At 38.0% G+C, this 26,610-nt stretch carries 29 protein-coding genes; 11 read left to right on the forward strand and 18 right to left on the reverse strand.

From position 1 onward, the window contains the following. Positions 1 to 38: 38 nt before the first annotated feature. The gene (locus AB1Z56_RS05765; protein ID WP_426791390.1) at positions 39 to 416 is read right to left on the reverse strand and encodes a hypothetical protein; all 378 of its coding nucleotides are present in this window, start codon (positions 414 to 416) and stop codon (positions 39 to 41) included. 610 nt (positions 417 to 1,026) lie between these two features. Here AB1Z56_RS05765 and AB1Z56_RS05770 point away from each other — a divergent pair. Further along, entirely contained in the window at positions 1,027 to 1,500 is a 474-nt protein-coding gene (locus tag AB1Z56_RS05770) for a hypothetical protein (RefSeq protein ID WP_309360479.1), read from the forward strand. A gap of 12 nt (positions 1,501 to 1,512) precedes the next feature. On the opposite strand, the gene AB1Z56_RS05775 is transcribed toward AB1Z56_RS05770, so the two are convergent. Continuing rightward, positions 1,513 to 2,037 carry an O-acetyl-ADP-ribose deacetylase gene (locus AB1Z56_RS05775; RefSeq protein ID WP_313263396.1) on the reverse strand — a complete coding sequence of 175 codons (525 nt, stop codon included), beginning with the start codon at positions 2,035 to 2,037 and terminating at the stop codon, positions 1,513 to 1,515. 296 nt (positions 2,038 to 2,333) lie between these two features. Here AB1Z56_RS05775 and AB1Z56_RS05780 point away from each other — a divergent pair, with 296 nt between their 5' ends. Beyond that, positions 2,334 to 2,720, forward strand: coding sequence for a DoxX family protein (locus AB1Z56_RS05780; protein WP_309360475.1), 387 nt, complete (start codon positions 2,334 to 2,336; stop codon positions 2,718 to 2,720). Positions 2,721 to 2,875: 155 nt separating this feature from the next. Then, positions 2,876 to 3,241: a VOC family protein gene (locus AB1Z56_RS05785; protein WP_313263394.1), complete on the forward strand. Its 366-nt coding sequence runs from the start codon at positions 2,876 to 2,878 to the stop codon at positions 3,239 to 3,241. An 8-nt stretch (positions 3,242 to 3,249) separates the two neighbouring features. Here AB1Z56_RS05785 and AB1Z56_RS05790 read toward each other — a convergent pair whose 3' ends face one another. The 4 genes from AB1Z56_RS05790 to AB1Z56_RS05805 all read right to left on the reverse strand — a co-directional run bounded on the left by AB1Z56_RS05790 (position 3,250) and on the right by AB1Z56_RS05805 (position 8,416). Then, complete coding sequence (locus tag AB1Z56_RS05790; protein ID WP_426791391.1) at positions 3,250 to 4,434, reverse strand: metallophosphoesterase; 1,185 nt, start codon at positions 4,432 to 4,434, stop codon at positions 3,250 to 3,252. A 525-nt stretch (positions 4,435 to 4,959) separates the two neighbouring features. Beyond that, positions 4,960 to 6,177, reverse strand: a complete 1,218-nt coding sequence (locus tag AB1Z56_RS05795; protein WP_426791392.1) for a hypothetical protein — start codon at positions 6,175 to 6,177, stop codon at positions 4,960 to 4,962. 309 nt (positions 6,178 to 6,486) lie between these two features. Then, on the reverse strand, positions 6,487 to 7,668 hold the full coding sequence (locus tag AB1Z56_RS05800) for a glycosyltransferase (protein ID WP_313263391.1): 1,182 nt from the start codon (positions 7,666 to 7,668) through the stop codon (positions 6,487 to 6,489). Between the two features lie 298 nt (positions 7,669 to 7,966). Beyond that, a complete protein-coding gene (locus AB1Z56_RS05805; RefSeq protein ID WP_426791393.1) occupies positions 7,967 to 8,416 on the reverse strand; it encodes a hypothetical protein in 450 nt (149 codons plus the stop codon). A gap of 89 nt (positions 8,417 to 8,505) precedes the next feature. Here AB1Z56_RS05805 and AB1Z56_RS05810 point away from each other — a divergent pair, with 89 nt between their 5' ends. The 3 genes from AB1Z56_RS05810 (at position 8,506) to AB1Z56_RS05820 (ending at position 10,352) form a co-directional block, all read left to right on the forward strand. Continuing rightward, positions 8,506 to 8,988, forward strand: coding sequence for a GNAT family N-acetyltransferase (locus AB1Z56_RS05810; RefSeq protein ID WP_426791394.1), 483 nt, complete (start codon positions 8,506 to 8,508; stop codon positions 8,986 to 8,988). Positions 8,989 to 9,106: 118 nt separating this feature from the next. Next, positions 9,107 to 9,892 carry an exodeoxyribonuclease III gene (xth, locus tag AB1Z56_RS05815; RefSeq protein ID WP_309360459.1) on the forward strand — a complete coding sequence of 262 codons (786 nt, stop codon included), beginning with the start codon at positions 9,107 to 9,109 and terminating at the stop codon, positions 9,890 to 9,892. Next, positions 9,885 to 10,352, forward strand: coding sequence for an NUDIX domain-containing protein (locus tag AB1Z56_RS05820; RefSeq protein WP_313263387.1), 468 nt, complete (start codon positions 9,885 to 9,887; stop codon positions 10,350 to 10,352). Before xth ends, AB1Z56_RS05820 begins: the two co-directional genes overlap by 8 nt. A 32-nt stretch (positions 10,353 to 10,384) precedes the next feature. On the opposite strand, the gene AB1Z56_RS05825 is transcribed toward AB1Z56_RS05820, so the two are convergent. Together AB1Z56_RS05825 and AB1Z56_RS05830 are read right to left on the reverse strand one after the other, a co-directional pair. Further along, positions 10,385 to 10,795: a DUF6157 family protein gene (locus AB1Z56_RS05825; protein ID WP_426791395.1), complete on the reverse strand. Its 411-nt coding sequence runs from the start codon at positions 10,793 to 10,795 to the stop codon at positions 10,385 to 10,387. A gap of 222 nt (positions 10,796 to 11,017) precedes the next feature. After that, positions 11,018 to 11,488 (reverse strand): hypothetical protein, encoded by a 471-nt coding sequence (locus AB1Z56_RS05830; protein ID WP_309360453.1) that lies wholly within the window; start codon positions 11,486 to 11,488, stop codon positions 11,018 to 11,020. Positions 11,489 to 12,290: 802 nt separating this feature from the next. On the opposite strand from AB1Z56_RS05830, the gene AB1Z56_RS05835 reads away from it, so the two are divergent. Continuing rightward, positions 12,291 to 14,465, forward strand: a complete 2,175-nt coding sequence (locus AB1Z56_RS05835; protein WP_426791396.1) for an ATP-binding protein — start codon at positions 12,291 to 12,293, stop codon at positions 14,463 to 14,465. A gap of 142 nt (positions 14,466 to 14,607) precedes the next feature. Here AB1Z56_RS05835 and dapB read toward each other — a convergent pair whose 3' ends face one another. Continuing rightward, positions 14,608 to 15,408 (reverse strand): 4-hydroxy-tetrahydrodipicolinate reductase, encoded by an 801-nt coding sequence (gene dapB / locus AB1Z56_RS05840; protein WP_426791397.1) that lies wholly within the window; start codon positions 15,406 to 15,408, stop codon positions 14,608 to 14,610. Between the two features lie 157 nt (positions 15,409 to 15,565). On the opposite strand from dapB, the gene AB1Z56_RS05845 reads away from it, so the two are divergent. Beyond that, positions 15,566 to 16,651 carry a hypothetical protein gene (locus tag AB1Z56_RS05845; RefSeq protein ID WP_426791398.1) on the forward strand — a complete coding sequence of 362 codons (1,086 nt, stop codon included), beginning with the start codon at positions 15,566 to 15,568 and terminating at the stop codon, positions 16,649 to 16,651. A 5-nt stretch (positions 16,652 to 16,656) separates the two neighbouring features. Here AB1Z56_RS05845 and AB1Z56_RS05850 read toward each other — a convergent pair whose 3' ends face one another. The 3 genes from AB1Z56_RS05850 to AB1Z56_RS05860 form a co-directional block, all read right to left on the reverse strand. After that, complete coding sequence (locus tag AB1Z56_RS05850) at positions 16,657 to 17,502, reverse strand: phospholipase (protein ID WP_309360445.1); 846 nt, start codon at positions 17,500 to 17,502, stop codon at positions 16,657 to 16,659. 6 nt (positions 17,503 to 17,508) lie between these two features. Next, entirely contained in the window at positions 17,509 to 18,306 is a 798-nt protein-coding gene (locus AB1Z56_RS05855; RefSeq protein WP_426791399.1) for a DUF3667 domain-containing protein, read from the reverse strand. A gap of 417 nt (positions 18,307 to 18,723) precedes the next feature. After that, positions 18,724 to 18,960 (reverse strand): hypothetical protein, encoded by a 237-nt coding sequence (locus tag AB1Z56_RS05860; RefSeq protein ID WP_309360440.1) that lies wholly within the window; start codon positions 18,958 to 18,960, stop codon positions 18,724 to 18,726. 238 nt (positions 18,961 to 19,198) lie between these two features. Here AB1Z56_RS05860 and AB1Z56_RS05865 point away from each other — a divergent pair, with 238 nt between their 5' ends. Further along, a complete protein-coding gene (locus AB1Z56_RS05865) occupies positions 19,199 to 19,378 on the forward strand; it encodes a helix-turn-helix transcriptional regulator (RefSeq protein WP_426791400.1) in 180 nt (59 codons plus the stop codon). Between the two features lie 93 nt (positions 19,379 to 19,471). Here AB1Z56_RS05865 and AB1Z56_RS05870 read toward each other — a convergent pair whose 3' ends face one another. Next, positions 19,472 to 20,284, reverse strand: a complete 813-nt coding sequence (locus AB1Z56_RS05870; protein ID WP_309360436.1) for a DUF3575 domain-containing protein — start codon at positions 20,282 to 20,284, stop codon at positions 19,472 to 19,474. Positions 20,285 to 20,424: 140 nt separating this feature from the next. Here AB1Z56_RS05870 and AB1Z56_RS05875 point away from each other — a divergent pair, with 140 nt between their 5' ends. Beyond that, a complete protein-coding gene (locus tag AB1Z56_RS05875) occupies positions 20,425 to 20,571 on the forward strand; it encodes a hypothetical protein (protein WP_309360434.1) in 147 nt (48 codons plus the stop codon). 80 nt (positions 20,572 to 20,651) lie between these two features. Here AB1Z56_RS05875 and AB1Z56_RS05880 read toward each other — a convergent pair whose 3' ends face one another. The 4 genes from AB1Z56_RS05880 to AB1Z56_RS05895 all read right to left on the reverse strand — a co-directional run bounded on the left by AB1Z56_RS05880 (position 20,652) and on the right by AB1Z56_RS05895 (position 25,023). Beyond that, positions 20,652 to 22,172, reverse strand: a complete 1,521-nt coding sequence (locus tag AB1Z56_RS05880; RefSeq protein ID WP_309360432.1) for a glycoside hydrolase — start codon at positions 22,170 to 22,172, stop codon at positions 20,652 to 20,654. A gap of 279 nt (positions 22,173 to 22,451) precedes the next feature. Continuing rightward, positions 22,452 to 22,778, reverse strand: a complete 327-nt coding sequence (locus AB1Z56_RS05885; RefSeq protein ID WP_426791401.1) for a serine hydrolase — start codon at positions 22,776 to 22,778, stop codon at positions 22,452 to 22,454. Positions 22,779 to 22,801: 23 nt separating this feature from the next. Beyond that, the gene (locus AB1Z56_RS05890) at positions 22,802 to 23,491 is read right to left on the reverse strand and encodes a serine hydrolase domain-containing protein (RefSeq protein WP_426791402.1); all 690 of its coding nucleotides are present in this window, start codon (positions 23,489 to 23,491) and stop codon (positions 22,802 to 22,804) included. Between the two features lie 179 nt (positions 23,492 to 23,670). After that, positions 23,671 to 25,023 carry a DUF3472 domain-containing protein gene (locus AB1Z56_RS05895; protein WP_426791403.1) on the reverse strand — a complete coding sequence of 451 codons (1,353 nt, stop codon included), beginning with the start codon at positions 25,021 to 25,023 and terminating at the stop codon, positions 23,671 to 23,673. A 292-nt stretch (positions 25,024 to 25,315) separates the two neighbouring features. On the opposite strand from AB1Z56_RS05895, the gene AB1Z56_RS05900 reads away from it, so the two are divergent. Further along, positions 25,316 to 26,044, forward strand: coding sequence for a CPBP family intramembrane glutamic endopeptidase (locus tag AB1Z56_RS05900; protein WP_309360426.1), 729 nt, complete (start codon positions 25,316 to 25,318; stop codon positions 26,042 to 26,044). Between the two features lie 118 nt (positions 26,045 to 26,162). Here AB1Z56_RS05900 and AB1Z56_RS05905 read toward each other — a convergent pair whose 3' ends face one another. Further along, on the reverse strand, positions 26,163 to 26,579 hold the full coding sequence (locus AB1Z56_RS05905) for a YybH family protein (RefSeq protein ID WP_309360423.1): 417 nt from the start codon (positions 26,577 to 26,579) through the stop codon (positions 26,163 to 26,165). Positions 26,580 to 26,610: the final 31 nt, after the last annotated feature.

Raw genomic sequence — 26,610 nt, forward strand, 5'->3', positions numbered from 1 at the left:
AAAATCAGGTTGTTTTTAACATGCTGATTTAATATAAATTAGACTTGAGGCGGACGGAATAATGCAGAAATATATAATCGGGAATAATTATCCGGTTTAGGTAAACCAAAAGCGCTATCCACTGCGACTTGATATGGCCTTACATAATGAATATTATAATTGGACGCAAATACAAATGAAAATGCGGTTAGATCGTATTTTTTGAAGGGCAGTTTCATATCTTCCTGTTCATCATTGTCGGGAAGATCCTGGCCCCAATAATGCATAGAAAGAAATTCCACAAAAGTTAGGGGCGGACCTATCTCATTATGGATTGTAAAATGCTGATACAGCTTGGGCAGTTTCGCCAACTGGGATAGCATTGTTGATTCTCCAATGACCAAAAATAGAAATATGTAAAGAAAAAATCTTTTCACAGTCGTAAAAATACAGTTGTTCAATCAATTTCACAACAAAACTAAAACTTAATTTGCAGATCGATCGGGCAAGGGAAGCATTTTTCGATACTATGTCATAGCGAGCCGATTTCAGACGACCAAGTATTGGTCGATGTGAACAACTCGGTGTATTGTTCGACATGAAACATTTGAAGGACACAGCTTCACGATAACTCCTCGCAAAAAAAAGTTATCCAGATATTGGATAACCAATGTTTTAAACAGATACTGGTAGGGTGTTTATTTTTTTAAATATATTGAATTCTAATGACTTATAAAGAAAAATTAAAAGAATGGTCATATCTATTTCTTTTAACTAGGTCCTATAGATTGATCATATGGTTGACCAAAAAATTGAAGAGAAATGAATCTCGCTATTTGCTTATGATTTTCTTATTTCTCCCGTAAAAAAATAAACCCGTATAGCTACTTTTTATTCCGACTAATTTGTATCTTAATACACTGTATAGCCATCCGCAATGTTATGTTTTAAGACCTTAATTGGGTTGTTAATTTGTTGGTCGTACTGGCTTCGAATCTTTGTCAAAGGAATATTGTTGCAGTGTTAAAAATAGAGAGAAAATACGAAATGAAAAAAATTATCGTCATTGCTGTGTACTGTGTTGTGTTGTTTATGTCGTGTAACAATAGCGGTGGAGATAAGGATAATGATGAGGTTGCTGAAGTCACTCGTAGCGGAATAGCCTCGGTCGTAAAATCGTACTTTCTCTATCATGAAATACGGAATGTAGACTATGCTATCTACATCAATGATGTATTGGCAGGACAATCTCATGAAAATAATGGTATTCCGGGGCCCTATAAGCTGAACCAGTATATGACTTCACCGGGCAAGCAAATTGTGAAAATGATCATATCCGCCAACAGTAGAGAAAGAGAGATCACTCCGGAAATATTGAGAGAAATCAGTAAGAATGCGGGGATATATTTACTTTTAAATAAAGATTTTGAGCACATTAGGGAGCTCAAAAAACTACAATTTCCACACATTGACAAGTCTGTTCCTTCCTATGAATGTATATGGGAATTTGAAGCGGACTAGCACAATTTGATCCTAGGATTGCATTACCATTTGATTGACCAGTCGAAAGTTATCATCATCAAAACACACGATTTTGACTTGTGCGATCGCTGTGTTCGCAAATAGGAATTGTTTAATGATACGAATAGATACTTGTGCCGCCAGTTCTTTAGGGAACCTATAGATTCCGGTACTGATATTGGGAAAAGCTATGGTATGACAACCGTTTTCAGCCGCTAGTGTAAGTGCGTTATGATAACAGCTTTCCAACTTTTCAAGTTCGTGATTTTTTCCACCATTCCAAACAGGGCCAACCGTATGAATTACATATTTAGCGGCTAGCTTGCCCGCAGTTGTGATGACCGCTTCACCTACTTTGCAGCCTCCTTGTTTAGCCACAAGGTTACGGCAAGCCTCCAGAATTTCTGGCCCTCCAGCTCGATGAATAGCACCATCAACACCTCCGCCCCCGAGTAAGGATGTGTTGGCCGCATTTACAATAGCATCCGCTTCAACTTTTGTGATATCTCCTTTAATCACCGTAATTTTAAGTTCCATTCTATCGTTTTTTGAACAAAAAGATCAACTGACTTTCAAATATATGGAAAATAAATAGTAGGGTCTAAGGGCCTTTCCTTTTCACTTAGCTTGGTAAAGTAACGCTTTTGCTAAAAAAAATAAAAAAATATTGCGTAGTTAAATAGCTACATGTATATTTGTAGTCAAATGACGACATGTTTCCTGGGGTACTTGTCGGTATGTGAATCAGGAAAGAATATAAAGCTATTGAGTAAGTGATATTAAGAGTAAAGCCAATGATAAAATGAAAAATATAATAAGTAAATCAAATCATTATGAAAAGAAATAAAATAATTTATTGGATAGCAACAGTATGGTTGGCAGTAGGATTGTTGTCAACTGCTATCATACAGATTTTTAAAATTCAAACGGAAGGAGCAGGTGGGGTAGAGAATATAGCTCATTTGGGCTACCCTAATTATATACTTCCTTTACTTGGGATCTGGAAGCTATTAGCCGTGGTTGCCTTGCTTTGGCCTAAAAAACCTCTTTGGAAAGAATGGGCGTATGCCGGTATTTTCTTTACTGCGACTGGGGCTTTATATTCACATATCGTATCTGGAGATTCTTTTTCTTTCATGGCTCCTGCGCTATTGTATATTGTACTAATAGCTGCTTCTTGGTATTTCAGGCCAGCTGATAGGAAATTCAGTTTGAGATAGGATGGAGGCGTTTTAATTGTCCATTTGATTTATTTCGATCCGATGGACAATTGCTATATTGTGTGCGACCAGAAAAGAATGATAAATACTTGCCTTATGACAAGTCTCGAAATAGGCAATTTGCTTATCTTGGGTTTGTATCAAAAATGTACCTTATGATTACTCAGTTTGAAGCTGGACTTAATATTGCAATAAAAGTTCCTAAAAATAAATACGATAAAACAGTAGGTTTCTATCGGGATATTTTGAAGCTAGATGTTGAAGAACGACCGATTACTAATCCGACAGTATCCCGTACCCATCGTGTGATATTTGGACAAAATACAATATGGTTAGACTGTGTAGATAATTATACTCATTCGGAAACCTGGTTGCAGCTTACAGTTCCAAATGTCTCCGAAGCGACTGCCTATTTACAACTAAATGGTATTGAAACATGCGATGAACTCGAAGAGTTGCCGGAAAATATGCATTGGATTACCGATCCAGCAGGAACAGTATTTAATTTGCAGCAGCGCTAAAATAGCTTTTAACTTTTACGCTTCAGGTGAAATACAGTAATTTCTGGTAATATCCCGACTCGGCTCGGATAATCCAGATACCCGAATCCAACATTTACATAGAGTGCCTGATGTTTTTCGCGGTATAGGCCGGCCCATTCGCGATAAGCATATTTCATTGGACTCCATTGATAGTTGGGGTTTGTATAACCGAATTGTCCCCCGTGCGTATGTCCGCTAAAAGTAACATCCACGCTTGGATATTTGGGTATGATCTCTGCGCGCCAATGCGATGGATCGTGTGAAAGCATTAAATTGACGGGCGAGGATTTATCTACTTTTGACATAGACAAATCAATATCCCCGTAATTGTTTGGATTATTGACTCCCCAGTTTTCCACCCCTATAATTGTAATTTTTTCATTGTTAAGTACGAGTTCTCTCGATTCATTAAGAAGCAATTGCCAGCCCAGTTGTTGATGGATGGCCTTGAGATTGATGAGGTTTTGCTCTTTCGTCAATTGATTCTGATCAAAGAAATATTGTCTGTTAAAATGGTAGTCGCCATAGTCATGGTTTCCAAGTATTGAAAATGTACCTAATGGGGCTTTTATTTTATTGAATATGGATATATAGTCTTCCATTTCGGAAGCGAAATCATTGACTAAGTCTCCTGTAAAGAATATGATGTCAGGCTTCTGCGCTAGCAACATATCTACGCCTCTTTTTACAGCGATTGGATGATAAAGACTACCCGCATGGATATCAGAAATCTGCGCGATGGTAATTCCATCAAATGATTTCGGTAAATTAGGTAAAATGAGATCAATATGTTTTACCTGATAATCATATAAATTGAAAGCAAATCCCCGAGTGAGTGCAACGAGTGGAACACTGGCGAGCAGGAGGCCGCTTTTGACTATAAAATCCGATCTTTTTATCGGTAGTACATGCTCCTCTGGATTAGATCTGGGCTGTGGTTTAACAAAGCGTCGGAAAGTTATTCTGAAAACAAGTACAATAGCATCGATTCCGATGAAAAAAAGAACTATGACCTTGGCAAATAGCAACGAAAGTGGGAAAAATACGAAACAGGCGGATTCGAAACTACTCCATTTGAAAAATAGATTAAGAAATATGCTAAGGTAAGAAAGTATGCTGAAGGACCACCAAACAATGTTTGCGAGTATTGGATTGGATTTCCAAGTTACCAATTTTCGTAGTCTTATGAAGATTAAAAAATCTAATAAAATAAATAGCGTTAAAATTTTTAGATAAGCATAAAACTGTTGGATCATATTCAAGTCTAACTAATGTGGTGTCTTGTAGTTGGAATGATTGTTTGGATGACTAAAACTAAGATAATGTTTTTTTTCTAAACCTTAATCTCTGTGTTAAATTATTTTCATAAATCAAAAGCTGTCACATTGCAGCAGCTATAATTTCTAATTGGTTTATGCCGTATTATTGACGAATAAGATGACATATAAGTTGTATGGACGTATTGTGAAAAAAACGTATTCACGTTTTCGTTAACTAATAGAACGTTTGTAATAGCGACTTTTGCCAGCGATAATATATTTGGATATTCCGTGTGATTTTTGAGTTGCTTTTGAAAAAAGATGGAGTTCTAAAAGTGTACATTATTCATGATGATCGTGGGGTAGAAGGGCCTGACCTTGTTAGTCCATTTTTTATAATGGTATAAATCGTTGATACTGAAAAATTCCAATTTGCTCCTAATCCCATTTTAAAGACTGCTTATGTTCTGATTTTCTCTTGAAGATTCTTACCTCCGAAAACTCACCTTTCATTAAGTCCCATTTATATTCAAATGCAATGGAATATCCTAAAGATTGAATTTTCCAAACGTTATTTTTTTCATTACCAATTATATAATGCAAGAAACCTGACATCGCATTTTTGCCGATTTCTTCAATATCTTCATTAAAAGGAATGATGCCATTTGAAAATGAAAATAGCAGCTGTGCTGTTTCGTCGGGTTGAAGGATATTCTTTTTTAAAGTTCGTCTCAATTGTAAATTTTCATCAAGAGACAAGTGTAATTCCTGCCAGTTCTGGTCTAAATCGGAGCCTCTTTCTGTATTCTTGAGTATCTCACTTTGGACTTTGATGAATTGCGGTTGATTCTTCAAATAGAAAGCGGATAATTGTTTGTCGATGGTATCTTGCCATTCTTTGGGGGATGAGTGCTGTATCAATTTTTCTGTATAGGTATTCCAGCGGATTTCATCCATTTTCTGGTAGAGTATCTCTAATTTATTGGCTGGCTTCTGAACTCCGAATGGAAGCTGAAGACGCAAGTATTCAGGTTGATTGGGCTGTGTATACTCCATATTGTGAATAACCATAGTCTGTAAGTTAAGGTTAAACTTAAGCATGTAGAGCCTATTTGTTAACCATATTTGCCAAATATTATCCTTTAATTTCTTAGCGAATACCTGATTTCCAAAGGTGTAAGCAATATTTGATTCCTCTGGCCCTGTATTGAATTTTTGATAAATAGCAGGCTGAATAAGCCCACTGATAAGTCTACCTATTTCAAGAGGTCGATAACATTGTAGTAAAGTCACCGTTGTGAATTGTGGGTTTTCCAGCATTTTGGAGAGTTCATCATGGGGATCGCCCGCAAAAATAACTTGATCGAGAGCTGCCGGTGGAGGTAGGGTTTGTTGAAAATATTTGTTGCGCAATTTTGTTATAGTGGCATGTTCTCTATCCGCATAATCAACAATGGGATTAAATAGCGCATATTGCTGCTCAGTTGTCAATGTGGAATCGGAGATTTTGTTGCCTATTTCAGTAATAAATTTTAAAAATTCTTTTTGAGTTTTCTCCCTTTGATTCTTTAGTGTGTGATCAAAAATCTGCGCGTTGCAAGTGAGCGCCATTAGTAGGAAAAGTAATGTTGACAGCTTTATTTTCGAATGCATCATGAACCAATAAATTATATCTAAATATTATTATGCGAAGATCGATTTATTACTTGGCATGTTTAGCATATAAAACGTTCAACGACTCCAAATCGTACCTGGTCAAAGATAAAAGGCTAAATTAATTTATTAATAACGACCTTACTTGAGCGGTTGTTTGGCTCTATTTCAGTGGCTTTTAGATACAAAATTGTATCAACTAAAAAGTGTTGAATTAACGTCCGATCTCAAATAGGAAGAAGAACAGCAGAATTATAGTGCAAGAGCATTGGAAAACAAAAGAGTCCCAACAATTGTTGGGACTCTTTTGTTTTATGCTTCTCTTCTCAAATCAAAAGAGACATATTTTTCATAATCAATTAAAGATCTCACTGGGGTTGCTAAACCCTTTAAAAGCTCCATATAGATTTTTGCTACGCTCTTCCATACCGTCTGTTCCCCATAGCTGCGTGCTTTGAAACGATGCCAGGCTAAAAGCCGATGCGATGTATACAATAGATTGATGTTCGCACGCATGGCTTCTGTATCGTTAAAAGGTGTGAGAATCCCACGTTCATCTTTCAATAGATCTTTGGCATGCCAATAAGGTGTAGAGATAACTGCTGCGCCAGCACCTACCGCAAAAGATAAAGTCCCGCTACTGATTTGCTGTTCATGCGGATAAGGGGACAGATAAATATCACATGCCGTCAAGTATTCCTTCAGCTCCTCATCAGTCAGGAACTTATCGATAAAAACAACCTTATCCTGTAAACCTAATTGATCGACTAAATTTTGGAGTTCGAAACGATACGATTCTCCTTCATGCGCCAACACATTCGGATGTGTTTTTCCGATAATAAGATATTTGAATCCGGGGAAGTCAATACCCGACAGGGATCGGATGGCATGTTCCAGTCCTTTACTTCTTCCGATTAAGCCAAAAGTCATCATCACGAAGTTCTGCTGGAGGTTCAATCTGTATTTAGCCAGTCCTTGATTATAGTCAAATTGAGGTACGCCATGAGGTATAACTTTAATTTTATCTGTATGAGCTGCGTTGAATTGTTCCTTTAACAATTCAACTCCTTTTGGCGACAGACTGACAACAGCCTGAGATTTTTCCAAAAGTAATTCGATAATTTCTTTCTGCTGCAGGGAAGGAGTCTGCAGAATAGTATGAAATATGGTGAGCAATGGAATGGTTAAGTTGCTGGCGATCTGCGTGATGAAAATGCCATCTACGCCACCAAATATTCCAAATTCATGCTGGATGATACAGTAGTCGTATTCCTCGTTGATGATACGGGTTGCTTGATGATAACTATCAAGGCGATCCCTATAGATGACAAAGCGTACCGATTTGTCAAAATCTTCTGAACCCAATTTAGATAATGCAATAATGTCAATTTGAACATCGGGATCGAGCTCCATACCTTGTTTGAGATCTTTCGTAAAAGTGGCTAGCCCACATTCTTGCGGAGGACATGTACTAATGATTGCTATTTTTTTCATACGACTAATCCTCCTTTACCGCATTTTGTACCTCTTCCACGGGAAGATCCAGAATGGCCATTAACAACAAATAATAGCCTTTTTCTAAACCTATTTTTTCTGCTTTTTTATCAATATTTTCCATATTCAGTACGCTATTTGAGTGTGAATTCTTTTGATGTAAATGGATCAAAAGTTATACCCAAAGACTGTTTATACAGCTTTAACCGTAGTTTTTGAATGGAAATAACGTAGCCTAAGTACAGTACTACCGAAAAAAACAGATGAGTTACGTATTTATAGCGTACAAAAAGCAAATTTACTTTTCAGCTTTTGGTTTTCCGTTTCTAGGCGTACGAGTTTTGACCGGAGCTATTGCATTGGGTTGTTCGTTTATCGTTAGTTCTGGCGAAATAGGGGCGGCTTCAACCTTATGCACAGTGGTTTTAACTCTTTTCGCTGCGGGTGTTTTAGAAGAATTTGCATTGTTGACAGTTCTATTTTCATTTTCCGGTATTTTGGCTTTTTTTAAATTGTTTTTCTCAATTTTCTTTTCTTTTATACCCTTGGTTAACAATTTAGATGCTTTTTCTAGACGAGAATTGAGTTTCTTGTCACTCAAATAATCACTTAGGTAGGATAATGAATTTTTTAGGTTAATGACGATGTCATTCCGAAAAGACTTTTTAGCGGATATTTTTGCCATGATGTAGAACTTTTTATATATTTGGTTACATAAATATAATGTTAATTTAATATTTTTTAACATCTTTTATGAAAGATGTTTCTTGTCAGTAATAATTGACTTTGAAAATAACTGGAATAAGGCAGATTAAATTGTAATATACCATTATTGTAATGATAGCGATAAGGAAGGTTCAGCCAGAAGATAATTTTATACTTGCGACAATCATACGAACTGTTTTTGATGAGTTGAATGCCCCACGTTTGGGTACAGTTTATTCCGATCCTACGACTGATAATCTTTTTGAGCTATTCCAAGAAGTAAAAGCTTGCTTATGGGTCGCTGAGATAGACGGCGAGATTGTAGGTTGCTGTGGTATATTTCCTACTGCGGGGCTTCCCTCTCACTGCACTGAACTTGTTAAATTCTACTTGTCAGCAAAAGCTAGGGGCAAAGGTATCGGCCGGGAATTAATGGACAGATCAATTATTTCAGCAAAGGAATTTGGTTATTCCAGCATATACCTTGAGAGCCTGCCCGCTTTTGGGGATGCTATTAGTATCTACAAGAAGCAAGGGTTTGAGACGCTTACTGCGCCTATGGGAGAATCTGGACATTCTGGTTGTGATGTTTGGATGGTTAAAGAGTTAGCCTAGCGTGTTCTTAATAAGTCCTGTTAACTCGCCTAAAATTCAGCTATTAAATTTTTCTGAGCAGTTTTCAAACAATCGGAACCTTCCTTTGGTTGTCTGTTTAAGTTAGAACGACAATCTCATGAAAATAGCCACTTATAATATTAATGGTATCAACGCACGTCTTCCTGTGTTGCTACGATGGTTAGCCGAAGAATCACCTGATATCGTATGTCTCCAGGAGCTGAAAGCTCCTCAGGAACGTTTTCCATTGAAAGAGCTGAATGACATCGGATATCATGCTATTTGGCATGGCCAAAAAAGCTGGAACGGGATTGCAGTACTTTCTAAATATGAGATCCAAGAAATTTCAAGGGAGCTTCCAGGAGATACCGACGATGTTCAAAGCCGCTATCTGGAGGTTATGATTCAACAAATCGTGATCTGCTGTCTTTATCTGCCTAATGGAAACCCCTTTCCCGGACCCAAATTTGATTATAAGCTGATGTGGATCGAGCGCTTAGCCAAACGGGCCAAAACGCTGCTTAGTATGGATATTCCAGCGATACTCATTGGTGATTTTAATATTATTCCAACAGAAATGGATACCTATAAACCTGAAAAATATATCAATGATGCATTGTTTAGAAAGGAGGTGAAAGAGGCTTTCAGTCAACTTCTTGAAGAGGGTTGGCAGGATTCCATTCGTCAGCTTTTTCCGGATCAGCAGGTTTATACGTTCTGGGATTACTTTCGTCAGGCTTACAGCCGAAATGCCGGTTTACGTATAGACCACATCTTATTGAGCCCTTCAATTCGGGATCGTTTAATTGAAGGCGGTATTGATCGGGATGTTCGCGGCTGGGAGAAGAGCAGCGATCATGCTCCTACATGGATTCGATTACGGAATAGCAGCACTAATGGTTAAGAAGATAAATACAAGCGCTGGATTGTTATTGTATAAATTTCAGGCTTTAGAAATTTATTTTTTCTTAGTACATCCTGGAGGACCCTATTTTACAAAAAAAGATGAAGGCTCATGGACAATCCCTAAGGGAGAAATCGATATGAACGAAGATGAACTCGATGCGGCCAAAAGGGAATTTATTGAAGAGACAGGTTATCTTCCTGGCGGAAATTTCATTGCGTTAAATTCTATTCAACAAAAGGGAGGCAAAATAGTTAAGTGCTGGGCAATTGAAGGCGATATAGATCCAGCTAAACTCGTTAGCAATACCTTTGAGATGGAATGGCCACCGAAATCAGGAAAAATGCAAACTTATCCTGAAATAGATCGTGGAGCTTGGTTTACGTTTGCAGAGGCAAAGAAAAAAATAAACGAACGACAGATTTCTTTTCTTGAGCAAGTTATTGCTCATGGGAAATGACGTTTAAATCATATCTTTTTATTGAACAGACACTACTTTGAAGATTTCATTGCTTTAACCTTTTTTGTATTGCCATCCTTTACAAATTTTTGATACTCTTCTGTTTCCATGCCGTATAAGGCTACCTTTCCTTCACTGTTGCTATGGACCCCATACCCATATGTTTTTGTAAGGGGGGAAGCGCGGAGGCAAGCTTGGCCTCTGGAGAAAAAGACTGTTCTGGCTAAGGGATACTCGTCTGGCATGAGGTCTTTCCTTTCCGCATAAACCTGGAAAATAATGTCATCAGATGTATACTGATAAGGTGCTGAGACGATTAATTCATATTGTCTTTCAGCTACGGTTTTATTGTGTTTGGACGGCGGAACAGTACCTTTAACCACTTTGGTATCCGTAGCAGTCATAATCAGGGTATTAAAATAATTTGTCGAATGAGTTTTCATAATTTTAATTTTCTTTAATCAGAAAGAAGTATAATAATACGCAATTCTGCAAATTAACTTGTTTAAAATTATCATTTTTCAGCGTTAAAATAGTTCAATGAATGGATTAATAGTATAACGCAGCGGACAATATTGTATGGGACAAAAATAAGAGGATATCTTGCGATTCATTTTCAAATCGCAAGATATCCTCTTAAATACTGATTACTGTTGTTTTGTGTACTAGAGTGCAGCCTTTATAGCTGCTAAGCAATCAGATTGGTATTTCATGATATTATCTTTATCCGACGCAGATATTTTACCTTCCGCAAGATTTTTTTCAATCTCGTTTTTAATGTCTAAAAGAGATTTTTCCTTATCCAGCGCTTTGTCGGCAGACTCCGCGTTGATGCGGTCTACCCATGTTTTGCCCAATTTTGTATAAAGCTCTTTGGCTTTATCATTGGATAGTACCGGGGCCGTCACTGAAGCTATAGCTGCATTAGCGGCAGCTTTATCTGAATAAACAACTGCTTCAGCATCTTTTGTAGCGGCATCTTCTGAGGTTTTCATGGCATCCTCATTCGCGTCAGCTGCTTTTTCCTCTGCATGTTCCATGCTCTCTGTAGCTTTTTCTTGTGGTGTTTGATTGTTACATGAAACTAGAATTGCTGCAGTCGCTAAAGAAGCGAGTAATGTTTTGTTTGAAATCATAATAATTTATTTTGTGATGTTGTTTAAATAACAAGACCTATTTGTGAATAGTTTCGTTGTTTATTGTTTTTGTAGTTTAATTTGCTCGTTTGTATCTTCCGGATCTGAGGTGAATTGAGAACCAAAATTTTTAAGTGAGCCTCTTTTTCTTCAAAAAATGGATTTATCTGGATATGTTGCATGTTGTTTCTTTTATGTCATTAATACAGCTATTTTAGAACAACAACAGTGCAAATTTTGGCCGAAATAGAGGGGCTGAAAGTGTCAATGTCGTTTTTAAGTAAATATTACGGAAGATGTGATTTATACGTGTATGTTAGTAAATAATCTCATTATCAGATTGATAGTTTTTTTACCTAACACACTTGATCAATTCTCCAATAATATAAAACCGTATAAAATGCTGCCGATAGAATATATTCTTTCTGGTTCTTTATATGGCGTTATTTATACTTTAATTCAGCAATAGTCAAGATATAATCCAAACAAAGTAGTGAAAAGTATTGTTCATTAAATAAAGACTGCTTGTCCGGTCATGAAGAAAGTTTTAAAGCTAGGGCCTTTCCAACCTAGCTTTTTTATTTTTTACCGGAATAGTCTTTCATATCAGTATTTTTATTTGCTCAGCTTCCTGAATAAATGTTAGACAATCGTTTGATCCGATTTTCGTCGTTATATTTTTATATATTAGCCTAAGATATGACATGTTTGAAGAGGGGTGCTAGATTTATGATGTATGGCAAATTATCTCTTTCGAGAATTTCCTATTATTAGTAAATTAAAAGATTAAAACTAGCAAACTATGCGTCAACTGGAGTGCCACGAAGAAGAAATCCACCTATGTGGTAAAATTCAATTTTTCGGTTTCCTTTGTATTTTTGATGAGAGCGGATGTATTGCCGCAAGTGAGAACCTATCTGCAGTCCTGAATACTCCTATGACCGAAATCCTAGGCAGGCCAATCGATCAACTATTGCCTTTGCTATCATCAGAATTGGAGTGGAATGTCAAAGAGATTGAAAGACAGATCAAAGGGGAGATATTTACCCGTTTTGTGGAACGTATTCGTATCAAAGGTGTGGATTATTATCTAAGCATTTACCAGTATGATGACAAAACATACGTTGAAGTTGAGATCTGTAGCGAAAATCATTTAAAAGCGACCCGTTTATTCTATTATGCAAAATACCTTGAAGAGCAGCATGGTAATGCCTGGCAATCATTAACGGTATTGATCCGCCAGATTATTGGTTTTGATCGTGTTATGGTATACCGTTTCGAAGAGGACAATAGCGGTCAGGTAATTGCTGAGTCCCTGGCAGATGGAATGACCTCACTGATGGGGTACCGCTATCCAGAATTTGATATTCCTGCGCAAGCAAGAGCACTTTACGTCAAATTCCTTGCGCGACATGTTGCGGATATCGATGCGCCGATTATTGCTATAAAAGGCTTGGAGCCAGGAGAAATTGATCTTACACGTTGTAGCCTCAGGGCATTGTCTCCAGTACATTTACAATATCTTAAGAACGCTGGCGCGCGCGCCAGCGCCAGTTTTTCGATCGTTATCGAGGGGAAACTTTGGGGGTTGGTGGCCTGTCAGAATAGTCTACCTTTGAATGTTGACCTTGCCCAACGTCACTTATGCGCGTTCTTAACGCAGTACGCTATCAACTATTATCTTTCAGAACATCAAAAAGAAAACCTTGTGGCCCAGACGATAATGGGAGTTATGGAACGTGACCTAAAGTCTGAATTATTAGTAAACAGTGATATTGGAATCGTGCTTGAGCGCTTTGCACCCCAAATCTTGGAAATTGTTGGGGCAGATGGATTGATGATCAAACATGACCGCGGTTGCAAAACCTGGGGTGAGGTACCTGCAGAATTACAGCAGAGTCAGATTGATCAGTATATAGAAATACAAGGCGAGAACGATTTATTTTTTACTTCAAATTTTGTTTACGATGGGACCGCCATAGAGCAATCGGTCATATTTCCCGGTATTCTGCGGATAAATATTCTTCCCAGCAATAAATGGCACATTTATTTATTCCGTAAGGAACATGTATACGAAGATGTCTGGGCAGGGAAACCCGAAAAAATATATCATTATGACCCCGAAAGGGAAGTAGAGTTTCCATCACCCAGGACATCATTTGAAGCTTGGCGTGAAAAGATGAAAGGCAAGTCTGTTAAATGGAAGAAAGCTGAGCTTTCTTTTATGGAGAAAATTGCACAAATAACGCAACAGGCTATTGCGCAACGGGGAGGAGAGATTGCCCAGCTCAACAAGGAACTCGTAAGATCAAACAATGCCTTAGATACATTTGGCTATACGTTGACCCACGATCTTAAAAACCCCCTTTCGTCGATAAAGCTTGCTGCGCAGATGATGTTGATGAAAGATGATCTTCCGAAAGAGATGTTACGAAAAATGGCAACGAATATCATGGATGCTACCGGATTGATAACGGAAATGATGGACAAGGTTTATCAGCTCACACAGTCTAATTATGTGGCCTTTAAAACCGAGCTGATAGATCCTCGAAACAAAATTCTCAATATTCTCGAGAGCTGCAAGGAACAGTTTGAAAGCGCAAGGCTGGAGTTTGTTTTAGGGGAAACATGGCCAATTCTCGGAGAAAGAACACTTTTATATCAGCTGTTTTTAAATCTAATCGGAAACGCGATAAAATATAGCAGTAGAAAAGAACAGCCAAAGGTAGAAGTTTATAGTGAAAAACACGGTCATTCAGTTTATTACTATATTAAAGACAATGGTATTGGTATGGATATTAAGGATGGCAGCAATATCTTTGAAATCTTTAAGCGACTTCCTAACTCGCAGGGTTTTGAAGGATCAGGGATTGGGCTTTCCATCGTAAAGCGTATAGCGGATCGTCTTGATGCGAAGGTTACTGTAGAAAGCGATCTCAGCGTGGGTACAACGTTCTGTGTTAAATTTAGAGGTTGATAGATAACGATGTAATTAGTGTAATGGGAGAAAACAAATTAAAGTAAACATCGTTTCAATAGTTGGAGTTTACATTAAAGAACTTAGATACAAATTGAAGAGTTTTATTCGTCGTGAAATAAAACTCTTCAATTTGTAGCGATTATAAATCCATTATCGTATCTAAACCACGTTTTAATCCCTTAAAGGTACCCATTTTAGCAAGCGCAATCTTAATTCCATTCAGATAGGGGGCTACACCACTTCCAGCTTCATGTTTGATGACTAATTTTTCATCTTCCATACCGAATATTGTTTCAACGCCGAGCACATAGCCTGGTAATCTTATGGCATGCACCTGAATTCCATTGATATCACCACCACGGGTCTCTTTGTTTCCGATGGTATCCTTGATGGGAACTTCAACCGTCGGCTTTTTAATTTTGGAAAGACTGTAGGCCAACTCGGCGACTGTGCCACTGGGAGAGTCTACCTTTCTTTGAGATGCATAATCTATAATTTCAAATTGATCAATATATTTAGCAGCAGTCTCCGCAAATTTCTTCAACAAAACAGCTGTAATCGAAAAATTACCGGCTGCTAACACCGATACAGCCCTTTCTTCCGCCCTTTCTTCAATTTTTTCATAATCCTGATTTGAGAGGCCTGAAGTACCGACAATGACATGCCTACCTTTATTGATCGCATTCAGAATGTTTTGCTTGGCGATAAGTGGTGTCGTAAAGTCAATTAAAATATCAAAATCAATATTCTCAATTGCATTTTCTATGGAGTCAAAGAGGAGGATAGGCGATGTTTTTATCTTTAGAATCTCGGCTAGATTTTCACCCGTATGTGAGCGGGAAAGTCCGCCAACTAACGTATAATTTGGATCGTCAACTATACTTTTACTTAATTCTTTTCCCACCCAACCTGTTGCTCCTGCGATAAAAACCTTTTTCATATTTCTGCTTTTTTACCTATCAATAACTATAAATAAGCTATTTTGTTTGTGATAATCAGTTAGATGAGGTTATGCTTACTTCTTATTTATCCAAACAAGAAGCTTCTTTAATTTGTTGTTATCTGTAAAGTGTATTCAATTCTTAACTTATTTATTCATGATCATGTTTGAAAAACAACTTCTGCAAAGGCTTATTCGAGTTCAGGACGAGCTCTGCGTCACCATCTCTGTCAATACCCATCGTACACATCCTGATAACCTCAGCGACCGGATAAAAATTAAAAACTTTACGAGAGAAGCAATCGATAGACTCTTGGATAAACATGCGAAAAAGGATGTTAGCGGTCTGATCGAAAAATTGGAAAAGATAGAGCATGATCTCGATATCAACTATAATCTTGATAGCCTGCATATATTCGTGTCAGATACCATCGCAGAAGTTTTCAAATCCTCTTGGGAGACGAACCAAGAGGGCGTCCATATAAGCAACACATTTGCCGTTCGTCCTTTGGTTAAGGAAATTGGCCGTCAGACAAGTTATCTTGTGATGTTATTATCGCAAAGCGGTGTTCATCTTTTCGGTGCTCTGAACGGCCGTATCGTCGAGGATATCAGTAATGAAGAGTTCCCTATTCCCGAAAATCAGTTCTACAACACATTTCCGGATAAAAGTAGTGATGCCAAACACCTTGATGACCTCCTGAAAGAATATCTAAATAGGGTAGACAAGGCACTTTTGCGCTATATTGGTGAAGAGAAGATGGTGACACTCGTATTTTGTACAGAAGATAATTATAGTAAGCTCTTACAAGTCGCGGATCGACCTTCAATATATTACGGATACTTACCTATCGATTACAACAATATAGAAACCCATCAGTTGGAGAGCCGGGCTTGGAATTTTATGAAGCAGGAGCTCGTCCGTAAAAATGATGACTACTTCAAAGAACTGGATGCTGCTGTAGGCAAGGGTTTAGTAATAACTGATCTGCAAGAAATCTATCGCGCATGTCAAGATGGTCGCGGGGATCTCTTAATCGTCCAAGAGAGCTTCCATCAAGCTGTAAAGATCCTTTCTGATCGAGATATAGAGCCTGTAGAAAACAACATCGGATTGGATACGATAGATGACATCAGTAGTTTATTGGCGCTGTTAGTCGATGAAAAGGGAGGACAAACCGTATATGTTCCCGAAATACCAAATGAGGAATTGCAGCCTATAGCTCTTAAGACTAGATACTAGATACGTTAGCGATGCTTGGTAAATAACCATTTATGGAGTTCATCAGTTAACAAAAATGGAATGACGATATTATTGTGCTGTAAATTTTTAAACGTAGTGAATTTAAGTCGATGATTTCCCTGTAGCTTTTCGTATAAGATTTTGCTGCCAACATAGGGGTTTTCGCTGTCTTTTTCGCCATGAATAAGCCAAATGTTTTTACGCTTAAATGCATTAAGATTAGATAAATCCGGGACAGCAGCGATGGAAATCATTGCAGCAAATTTATCAGGAGCCAAGCGCATCAGGTTTTGAGTGGTTGAAGCGCCCATGGAATAACCGATGAGGTAAATACGGTTTATATCGATATTTGGATATTCGGTTTCGATATTGTCTATCAATCCTAAGATCTGTTGCGCATCTCTTGAAGGTTTGGCTATAAGTATATCATCCTGATTTGGTTCGTAGTTCGATGAGCGCTTTTCAAACTGCGGGGCTATCACAAAACAATTGAACTTAGCATAAATATCCCCTCTAACCCATGTCCTTGCCAAATGTTCCAATTGGTTTTCATTGTCAGTACCTATTCTGGATGAATTGTGAAATGTAATGACAAGGGGATACTTCTTTTTCGGATTGAAATTCTTTGGTAAGAGAAAACGATATGGTATAGTAGCGAATTCATTTGTAAATACCCTTTTCTCAAACTGATCGACGGATAATTGGTTTAATGCTGTTCTGGTTTCCGCAAATGTTGTGCTATCAATAGACCTGTTATCGAATTCGCACTGCTGTGCAGAACAAAAATTACAGGTGATTATAAGGAATAAAACACCAATTTGTAGAAAAAATCTTATTTTCTTTTGTCGCATGAGATCCTAACTTAGATATCGCAATCCAATTGTATTGATTATTGTGTTAATACCCTGTTTTGTGATGATAAATAAGATCGCAATAATCACAACTCTTAGAACAAGTTCAATTTTGCTATAATTGTAGGCGGAAAAATACTGAAAGAAGAATATGATGGTATATAAAAAGATCAAAATAACAAATAGGAAATTTACTGTTAGTATAGTGGTAGGGTCATCGGTTATAATAAGCGTAAAAGTGATAAAAAATCTTAAAGAAACAATCGCCGCTAAAAGGAATATATTGAGTACTAAATTCTCCGTATAATTTTGTCCACTTTTTTTAAAAATTAAGTAACTCATAAGCGCATTGAAAGGGATAACGATAAATGTCACAAATTTCGAGTAGTCCTTAATTACCTTAGAAAGTCCTGAAACACTCTCTTGATTGAGCACATCTTGTAGACCTATCTTCGTAAATTTTGAAAAAAAGTAGTTTATCGTAAGTAGGATGATTACGGTCGCAAAATAATTGAAATGTTTTGCTCTTTTACCTTCAATATATTCTCTTACACTATTGCCCGGCCGTGTAAAAAGTTCCTTCATTGTATAGAGAAATCCACTGTCGAAATGGAAAATTCCATGAATAAAATCGTGGATGAAAAAATGCTTGAGGGAATATCTGTGAGTTTCAGCTTTTTGTCCGCAATTGCCACAAAAATTGGCATCAATTGTACAATTGCAATGAAGACATTTATTATTCATTATTTGGTTAATTTTTTTTGCAAATATAGATTTATTATCGAAAAATCCACATATGCTCATCCCCAATTTTCGTCGTACCGAATTGCAATTTCGACGAAAAATAGGACCATGATCATCATCTTTGCTTAGAAGCTATTAAAGTAGTGTTTATATTTAAGAAGTAAATCAAAAATAAAACTTACGATAAATGAACGCATTAATAGTGTGAGGCCGCTAAGAGCAAGTAAATCTTTCCTAATTTTTATGGAAAATAGATTTGAAATACATCATTTAGATGAACGATCCATTCGTGTAGTCTTTATTAAAAAATATACCTATTTTATAAAGTAATCGATCAATTTGATTATGTAAAAGCCTCTCGATTTACCAAAAATCAGAGGCTTTGTTTAATTGGATACATCAAATGTAATCCGTAAATAATAAGGCCAATTCTTCGGAATTGGCCTTATTATTTATATTGTTCAATCTTAGCAGCTTCTAGTCATTATCATGCTCCTCTGTTGCAAATGAAAATTTAACAGACTTTTGTGGGTAAGCCTCCATACTCTTGCGGCTTGTGTTTTTGATGATGGTTTTGATACTCACGCGATCTCCCAATTTAAAATAAGCTTCTACGATTTGGTAATCCAGTAGGTAGGGACCACAAAAGTAGTTCCCGTTATCATCTTTTTCGATGACTCCCTGATAAAGCCCTGTTCTTGTCTCTTTTGGCATGTTAATTTAATTTGGAGAACAAAGGTAGGAAGAGTATTTGAAGAAAATGATATGAAAAATGAATTTAGTATCATTTTATAAAATTAAATGATCGAAAGAAATCTGTTAATAAAATCCTATTGATGAAATTAGATTAAAATAGAGGATAATTCGCTAATTTTATTCATATTCCATATTAGCTTGCTTTGAAGCAATCAAGAAAAAGGATCTGTATATATGTGGTGAATTTGAACGTATTTTGTCTACACTTGATAAGAATGTTAAGACATTCACACCGCGGGAGATTGAAGTATTACAATACTTTTCAGAAGGTTATAGTGTCGCTGAAACTGCTTCGAAGACCTTTTTGAGTCCGCACACTGTCGTTGCCCATCGTAGGAAGATGATGGCAAAAGCAGAGTGTCAAACCATTGGATAAATGCTTAAATATGCCCGTGAGCATAATCTAATTTAGGGTGAAAGCGCACCAATGTCGTGCGCTTGGATAATACGAGAGGGGAGGATTTTGTAATTAAAACCGGTAACCTACGGATAATGCGGTGCGGATACCGGCAAATGGTCCGCTCGTGCTTATGGTGACACCATCAGCATTGACTTCTTTTTTGATTTTCATGAGATTGCTATCAAATTCATCCAGTTGCTTTTTGACTTCACGTTGTTCGTCTGCATTTAGTGGGGTTTTCCCATCAAATGTTCCATTATTGAATCCGTAATTTGGACCAATAATACGCCAATCGAGATAAATATTTTGACCGAGTCGCCATTGGCTGCCGAGAGCTGCACCAGCAGTAAAAGCATTTAATGTGCCCGAAATCGGTACCTCTCTATGATAATTAGACTCATCGACGGTAATTTTAGTATGTACATTATAGTTGGCGTATTTAACAAAGGGTGCTATATAGAAGCCTTTTAAAGCTTCTTTGTTGCCTAGGTAGAAACGTACTTCTGGCGTGATTGAAAAAGCCCCTAATTTGGCTTCGCCCAAAATATTGTTATCATCATCAAAAGCAGATTCCCAAAGCGATTTAAATGGTAAGCTAGCATCTGGACGATAACTTACAGTTCCATTGATTGATAAGTGTTCATTAATTGGCCTTTCATATTCCAGCGAAATATTTCCAACAGCTAGTGGCCAAAGATTTAGTTTGATAAGATTTGACTTTTCTTGTGCTTTTAGCCCAGAGATAGTACATATCCCAAAGGTAAGCACGGCAAGGTAGCGCAATTTCATAGTAGTTGTTCCAAAATTCAGGTAGCAAAGATATTGGAATATATTTTTAATCCGCATAGCATGGTTGGGGGCACAAATTTGTTTTTTAAGCATTATATCTCCTAATGGTTTAGATTTTAGTTCTTTACAGAACGTAGGAAGTTGGATTTTGTTGTTTAAATTTTTATATTATGTACTATTGAGCTTTTATTGTGCTTACAAAAGAATCCTTTTAATATGGGTAAATTTGCTAAGTGAAAAACGAGGATGAAAAGAGTTCAATTTTATACCGATCAATCGAAACCTTTCCCTGTGTGAAATCAGGTAAGATGCTCGATATGCATGCCCAAGATCAATATCTCGTAAAAGTGATGTTTACAAAAGGAATGGGCGAGGAATAGTCCAGGAATTTTAGGACAGGTTGATTGGCAGTCTTTAAAATATACACCGAGGGAGTGGATCCCTCAGTGTATTTAGTATATTAAAGTTTGTTGCCTTCTAAAGTGCTTATGCTTTTAGCAGGTATTGTTAGGGAATAGACGCCTGAACTATTTGGACTCACAGCCCCGACGTTGCCCCAATGGCCTGAACTTGTTGCAGTGGTCTGATAGTTGTTTAATGCGCCACTCGCAAAACCACTGAGGTTGATGTCCAATGGAACTGCTGCCGTACCTGTGTTGGTGACAACCAGTGCAAACTTGCCTGTTTGCGGATCTTTATAAGCCGAAATCAACAAGCCATTTCCATTCTGAACCGCTACATTGATTCGCATATAATTCGCTTTAATAAATCTGGAATAATGTCCCATCACATCATAAGTTTTTGGAAACTCCAGAGAGCCGTCACTTTTTGTACATATGAGTGCTTCATTGTTTTGAAAAGCCAACATACCTAGCCAAAACACATAAGCATTAGCATTGCAATCTGCAAGAAGCTTGTGCATGTTAACCGCCAGTTTCAGGCCGCCTTCAATACCACTGTCATAGTTGCCGCCATCATCGGAAGCTTCGGTTACCCACATCGGTTTACCTCCAATACTAAAATTCCACATGGAAGGACTCTGGTTAAATCCACGTTGCCCTGTGATGATGCCGCTGATCTCTACGTAACCATGTCCCGCAAGGATGTCAACGTTGCTTCTGTCCATGCCTGACAAGAAATTATCGGCAGTTCCCCAAGCCGCGTTTTCAGAAGATACAATTTTGGTGGATTGAAGACCCGCACTATTTAACTCAGGACGTAGATTGTTGGTAATAAATTGCCCAAGATGAGAGGAGTCCCAATAAGAAGCATCCCAATCCGAAAAGACATTTTCAGGCTCATTTGACGGGGAGATTGCATTGATCGTAATTCCTTCATTCTGAAATGATTTTACAAATCCAGTCAAGTAGCGGGCAAAAGCTGTTGAGGAAGTATTAAAATTAAGTCCATTAAACCATTTTGCAGAAATACTGCTTGTATTGGTTTTCATATATAAAGGGGGCGTCCATGTACTCGCCATAACGAAAGGAACCTCATATCGTTCCTTCGCTTTCTTCATAATCCAGACCTGCCCAAGTTGCTCTTTCTCGTCTGCCGTCAAATTCTGATAGGCTGCGCTATTTCGATCGACATCAATCGATACTCCTGCCGGTTTAATGGTGACCACTTTGGTCTGCTGGTTAAAAGGGTAGGTGTGAAGTACCTTGCCGCGAAGGATATTTAGTTTCAGCCCACTGCCTCCCCATAAATAATCCAGGATACTATCTCTTTTTGCAGACTCAAAGAATGGAACAATTCGGCCCCCGAATGCACCAAATCCATCAATCTTTTGATAGGTTTGATCCCAATTCAATGTTGCAATTGCTGCTCCTGCCTGAGCGGATACCGCAGCTTTTTTGTTGAGTAGTGCCTCTGGACCTTCAGGAGTCAATGATGTTTTTTGGCAACTAAAAATAGAAAATGTGGAAACTACAGCCAAAACAGTATAAAGCCTGTTCCGGCGACTGGTTAATTTTAACATAACTTAGTTTTTAAGATTTGTGAATGAATCATTAATTTAATTGTGCTAGGCTTTTTGAGCCGTTCTCTTCGTCGTTGTTTTGTTTTGCCTCCTTTCTTTAGTTAAAAAATTAAACATTCACCGATTTCCACATTGGTTAGTATTTGAAAATTAATAATATTTTGGGATAATTTATTATATATTTTATTATTTTTTATCGATTTAAAAATAAATACATATTCTTTTAATGGTAACTTAATTTTATTCTTCCTTTTTTGCCGAAAATGAAGATTGAGCTTGTCATTGATTATGCATTAAAAACTGATGTCTAATGATATTTTCAAGTTCACCAACTTGACGTTGATCAATAGTATCGTTGACAATAATAACGATGCCATAGGCATCTGCAGGATACAGAACACATAAGGTATTGTAGCCTATTTTGGTATTCCCATCATGATAGAAATAGCGAACGCCACGTTCATCGGTATTAATCATCCAACCGAGGCCCATGCCAAACCCATCTTCTTTGCCATAAGTCAGTTGATGTGTCAGCTCGACGGCTTTATCCGTAAGTTTCAGGTTGGCTTCCATGTAGGTCAATAGGTCATTGATCGTTGAATTCATGGTGGGGCCAATGTAGAATCCTCTTAAATTGGCGAAAGGGACAGGTTGCCCTTGTTGTTATGCCCTTGTATGACTTCTCTTTTTTGTGCCTCATCTAAATATGGGGCTGTATGTTGCATACCTAAATGAGTTTTGAGATAGCTGCTGACAAGATGTTCATAGGAGTCCGCATAAATAGTTTCCAATAGCGCAATAAGTAGCATGACGGCTGTACTATTGTAGCTGAATTTTGTGCCGGGAATAGTGTCAGGTCTAACTTTTCTCAGGTCTACCAACAAGCTGTTACGGTTATAATTTGCGAGATAATCTACCTGTTTTGGGATGGATAGCAGGCTTAAACTATCGGCAACTTTAGCAGAAAGCGATCTGAAGGTCTTCGGAAGTGCTGAAGTATGATTTGCAAGATGCTTAACGAGGATTCCGTGACCATTGTATTGTAGATTGGGATAACTTCCGGTCAGGTATTTACGGACATCATCATCAAGGTTGATTTTCTTCTCAATCACGGCTTGTGCGAGCAGGGTAGCAGCGAATGTTTTCGCTACCGATCCAATATTATAGTAATTGTTGGCGTTGGGTAAATTATCCTTACTGTAGTTGTAGGTTATTTTGTGTCCTCTGTTATAAATCCCAATTGATACACTATGGGTATTATCCCGGGAAAGATAGTCCTCAACTGCACGAGCTACAATTGTATCGAGTTGAGTTTTCACTATGTGATCAGTTTTGATAGAGTTCAAATGCTGCCCTGTCAACGAAAGACTATTCAGTAGTAAGAGGAGACCTAGGAACATAGGTAAAGGTTTCGATAACATAGTTATAAACATGTGGTCATTTTTGAACCTTCAGGAACAATGCTCTACAAAAGCGGCATTGTTCCTGAAGGAAATAATTAAGGTAATGTCGTCAAATTAATTGATGGTGCTGTACCAGTACCGGATCGTGTAAACTTAGTCCCGGGATTGACAACTGTATTGAAAAATCCACCATTTTTCAGGAAAAAGCTAGTGCCTGTTATTCCACCCATAGCGTCTATACGCTGGTTGTTGGAGTAGGTTGCATCGACTGTAAAAGTGCTTTCAACAACCTGCAGCCAGGTTCCGGCCGAAGTACGCACCCATTGATTGCTATATTCTGCAGAGCGGCCAAGGAAACCGTTGTCGGCATTAAAATTTTCGAGGAAGCTATGAAAACCTGTTAAATAGGTATTTGTTTTGGGACGTTTCCAGCTTGCAATAAGCGTCCAGGTATTGGTCGAAGGATCATTAAACCACGCCGTGAAATCAGTACTTCCATTGTTGTCAGGTTCTCCCTTCAATAAAAATTTATAGGTAGTGGCGGCAGTCCAATTATACTTGAGGTAGCTCTGTCCGCCAGAACCTTCGCCACCAAACTCACCCGTCGTGGTATTTGTTCCTTTTCTATTTAATGTAATGCGGTCTTCTGCTGGTATTTGGGAAGGGTTATCGGTACTATATGGACTCCATACCGAAAATAGTATTCGACGCTCTGTTGCTGAGTTTACCTGCATACCAAAATACCCTTGGCCAAACCCATTGGCCATAAAGTAGGAGCCTATTTTATCTTCACCCGCAGGGACTTTCACCTCACTGTAATAGTAAGAAACCTGTTGATTGGTCGGAATAGTATAGCTGAGATGGCAGGAAGGACCTCGTCTGGACCAGTAATAAGTGTTGTCGACATTGTTGTCACTGTAAATGACAGTGCCATTCGTTGCTGAACTATCTAAGATCAGGTGTGATACATCTGCAAAATAACCGCCTGACTTAGATACACCTTGAAGATCCATCTTTATATATCCAGCGGTATTTAACGAATAGGTACCGATATTGTAATCTTGTAGTGCTCCACCCTTAAGTTTGATTTGTTTGCTTACGCCATTGATTGTTAATTTCACTGTACTGCTATCTCCGGCAGGGAGGACTTTGGCTCTAATTTTTACGCGTAAAGCGCCTGCTTGTGGTACCCTTGCATAGGTACTGATTACGCTATTGGTATTTGTCCAGTTTGCTAGACCATTGTTGTTGATAACTTCAACCGCACCGGTAGGAGCAGACGTAACAAAGGCATTGCCGCCCAATGGTACCTCATAGCCATTCGCACCCGGTGAGGCAGCCCGTAGTGCCAACTTTTCTTCTGAATTTGGTTGAACCTCGTTCTTTTGGCAAGAAATAAGGTTTGCCAGTGCCACAAAGAGCAGCAGTGTAGATTTGGGATATCTCATAATTTAAATTTAATTGTTCTAGCTAATTTTGTAAATACAATTGAACTAAACGAAAAATATTAAATGCAATCGTTTGTGTTGATTGTTTTTGTAACAACAGGGATACCGCAGGCATCGGCTGTGATTTAGGAGTTGTCATTGGTCACAGGCATCATTTATAGATGACTTTTATTTTTTACATTTGGAAGAAAGGCTGCTTTCATCGTTTTTTTGTAAGTTCGCGACTTCAAAATTCGTAGGCGTTAATTGATTGCAATCAGTCGCTGGGAGACTATAAAATAATAAGTAGTGTATGAATATCATTGAAAGCATAAAAAAGACCAATTGGCTGCGTATCGCATTATTTTATGGGTTGGTGCTGTTGGGGACCTTTGCTATGCGAAAGCTTCCTAATATTTTCCAGTTGGCAACAAAAGGCCTTTTTAGCTTTCCTTTGCCCTGGAATATGAACCACGGATTTATTATTCTGATTATCTCGGCGTTTTTTTATGCCCTGTCAAAAGTCGTTTCCACTGTCACACTCTTTGGCCCTGATAAAACAAAATCACTTTTGTTTCCACTTCTTCTATTTGCAGGGTATGGGATTTATGGATTCAAAAATAATTACGGTGTTGATGAGCACGTTTGGGCATTGCTGTTCTGCTTGTTTACATTGCTGTATGATATCATGGAGGAGTTTACTTGGCGGGGCTATTTGAATGATAGTCTGGGCGAAATAAAATGGCCTGTTAAAAGTGTAATAACGGGGATATTTTGGGCGATATGGCATCTCCTAATTTTTGATAACTTCTCCCAATTTTTTGGCTTTGCCGGTTTTCTACTCTTATGTATTGTGTTTTCGTTTGTATTGACTTTCTCTACCATTAGAACCAATTCAATTATAGCTCCAGCCACCTTACATGCGCTTATGGGAAAGACAAACCTCGTCACCCTCATATTATTTATTCTTTTCATTCTTCTCTTGCTCTTTTGGAACAAGAGAATGAAGGGGGCAACAAGCAGCGTTGGACTCAAATCCTAGGAGAGCAGTATTTCGTTGTTACCATAAACCGGTCACTTTGACGCTGGCCTGATGGTCAGGAGCGGACGTTACTATTCCGGAAGATCTAATAGATGTGGTGCTTCAAATGTAATTTAGGCTATTCAGCCAATCTATCGGCATGCCGATGCGCAAGTTTCCAGCTACCATGCTCTCTTCTAAATATTTCAGTAACCCGGAGATTAAAAATTACGGGTGCATCTTGTCCTGTCATTTTAACCGACGATCGTTGGATACCCGTCCAGTAGGCTAGTGAATTACTTGCATCCTGATGGATCACTTCAAATTCATTTTCCGCATGCGGAAGAAAATTGGAGGCTCCTTTTTGATTAAAATCATTCACCTGAGATACGCCCGAGATGTATATTCCATGAGGTGGGAAAATTGTTGCCGGATCGCTTGTCACAGATAGATCTTTTAGGGAGTCAAAATTTCCCTCCAGAAAATCTGTTGAAGCTTTTAATCTGATCATCATAAACTGCTCGAAATCCGAAAGGGCTGCATTGTCTGTTTTCATGTCTTTTATTTTTGTTTAGCTTATGCAAAGT

It is taken from the genome of Sphingobacterium sp. WOUb80, assembly GCF_050058145.1.
Classification (GTDB): domain Bacteria; phylum Bacteroidota; class Bacteroidia; order Sphingobacteriales; family Sphingobacteriaceae; genus Sphingobacterium.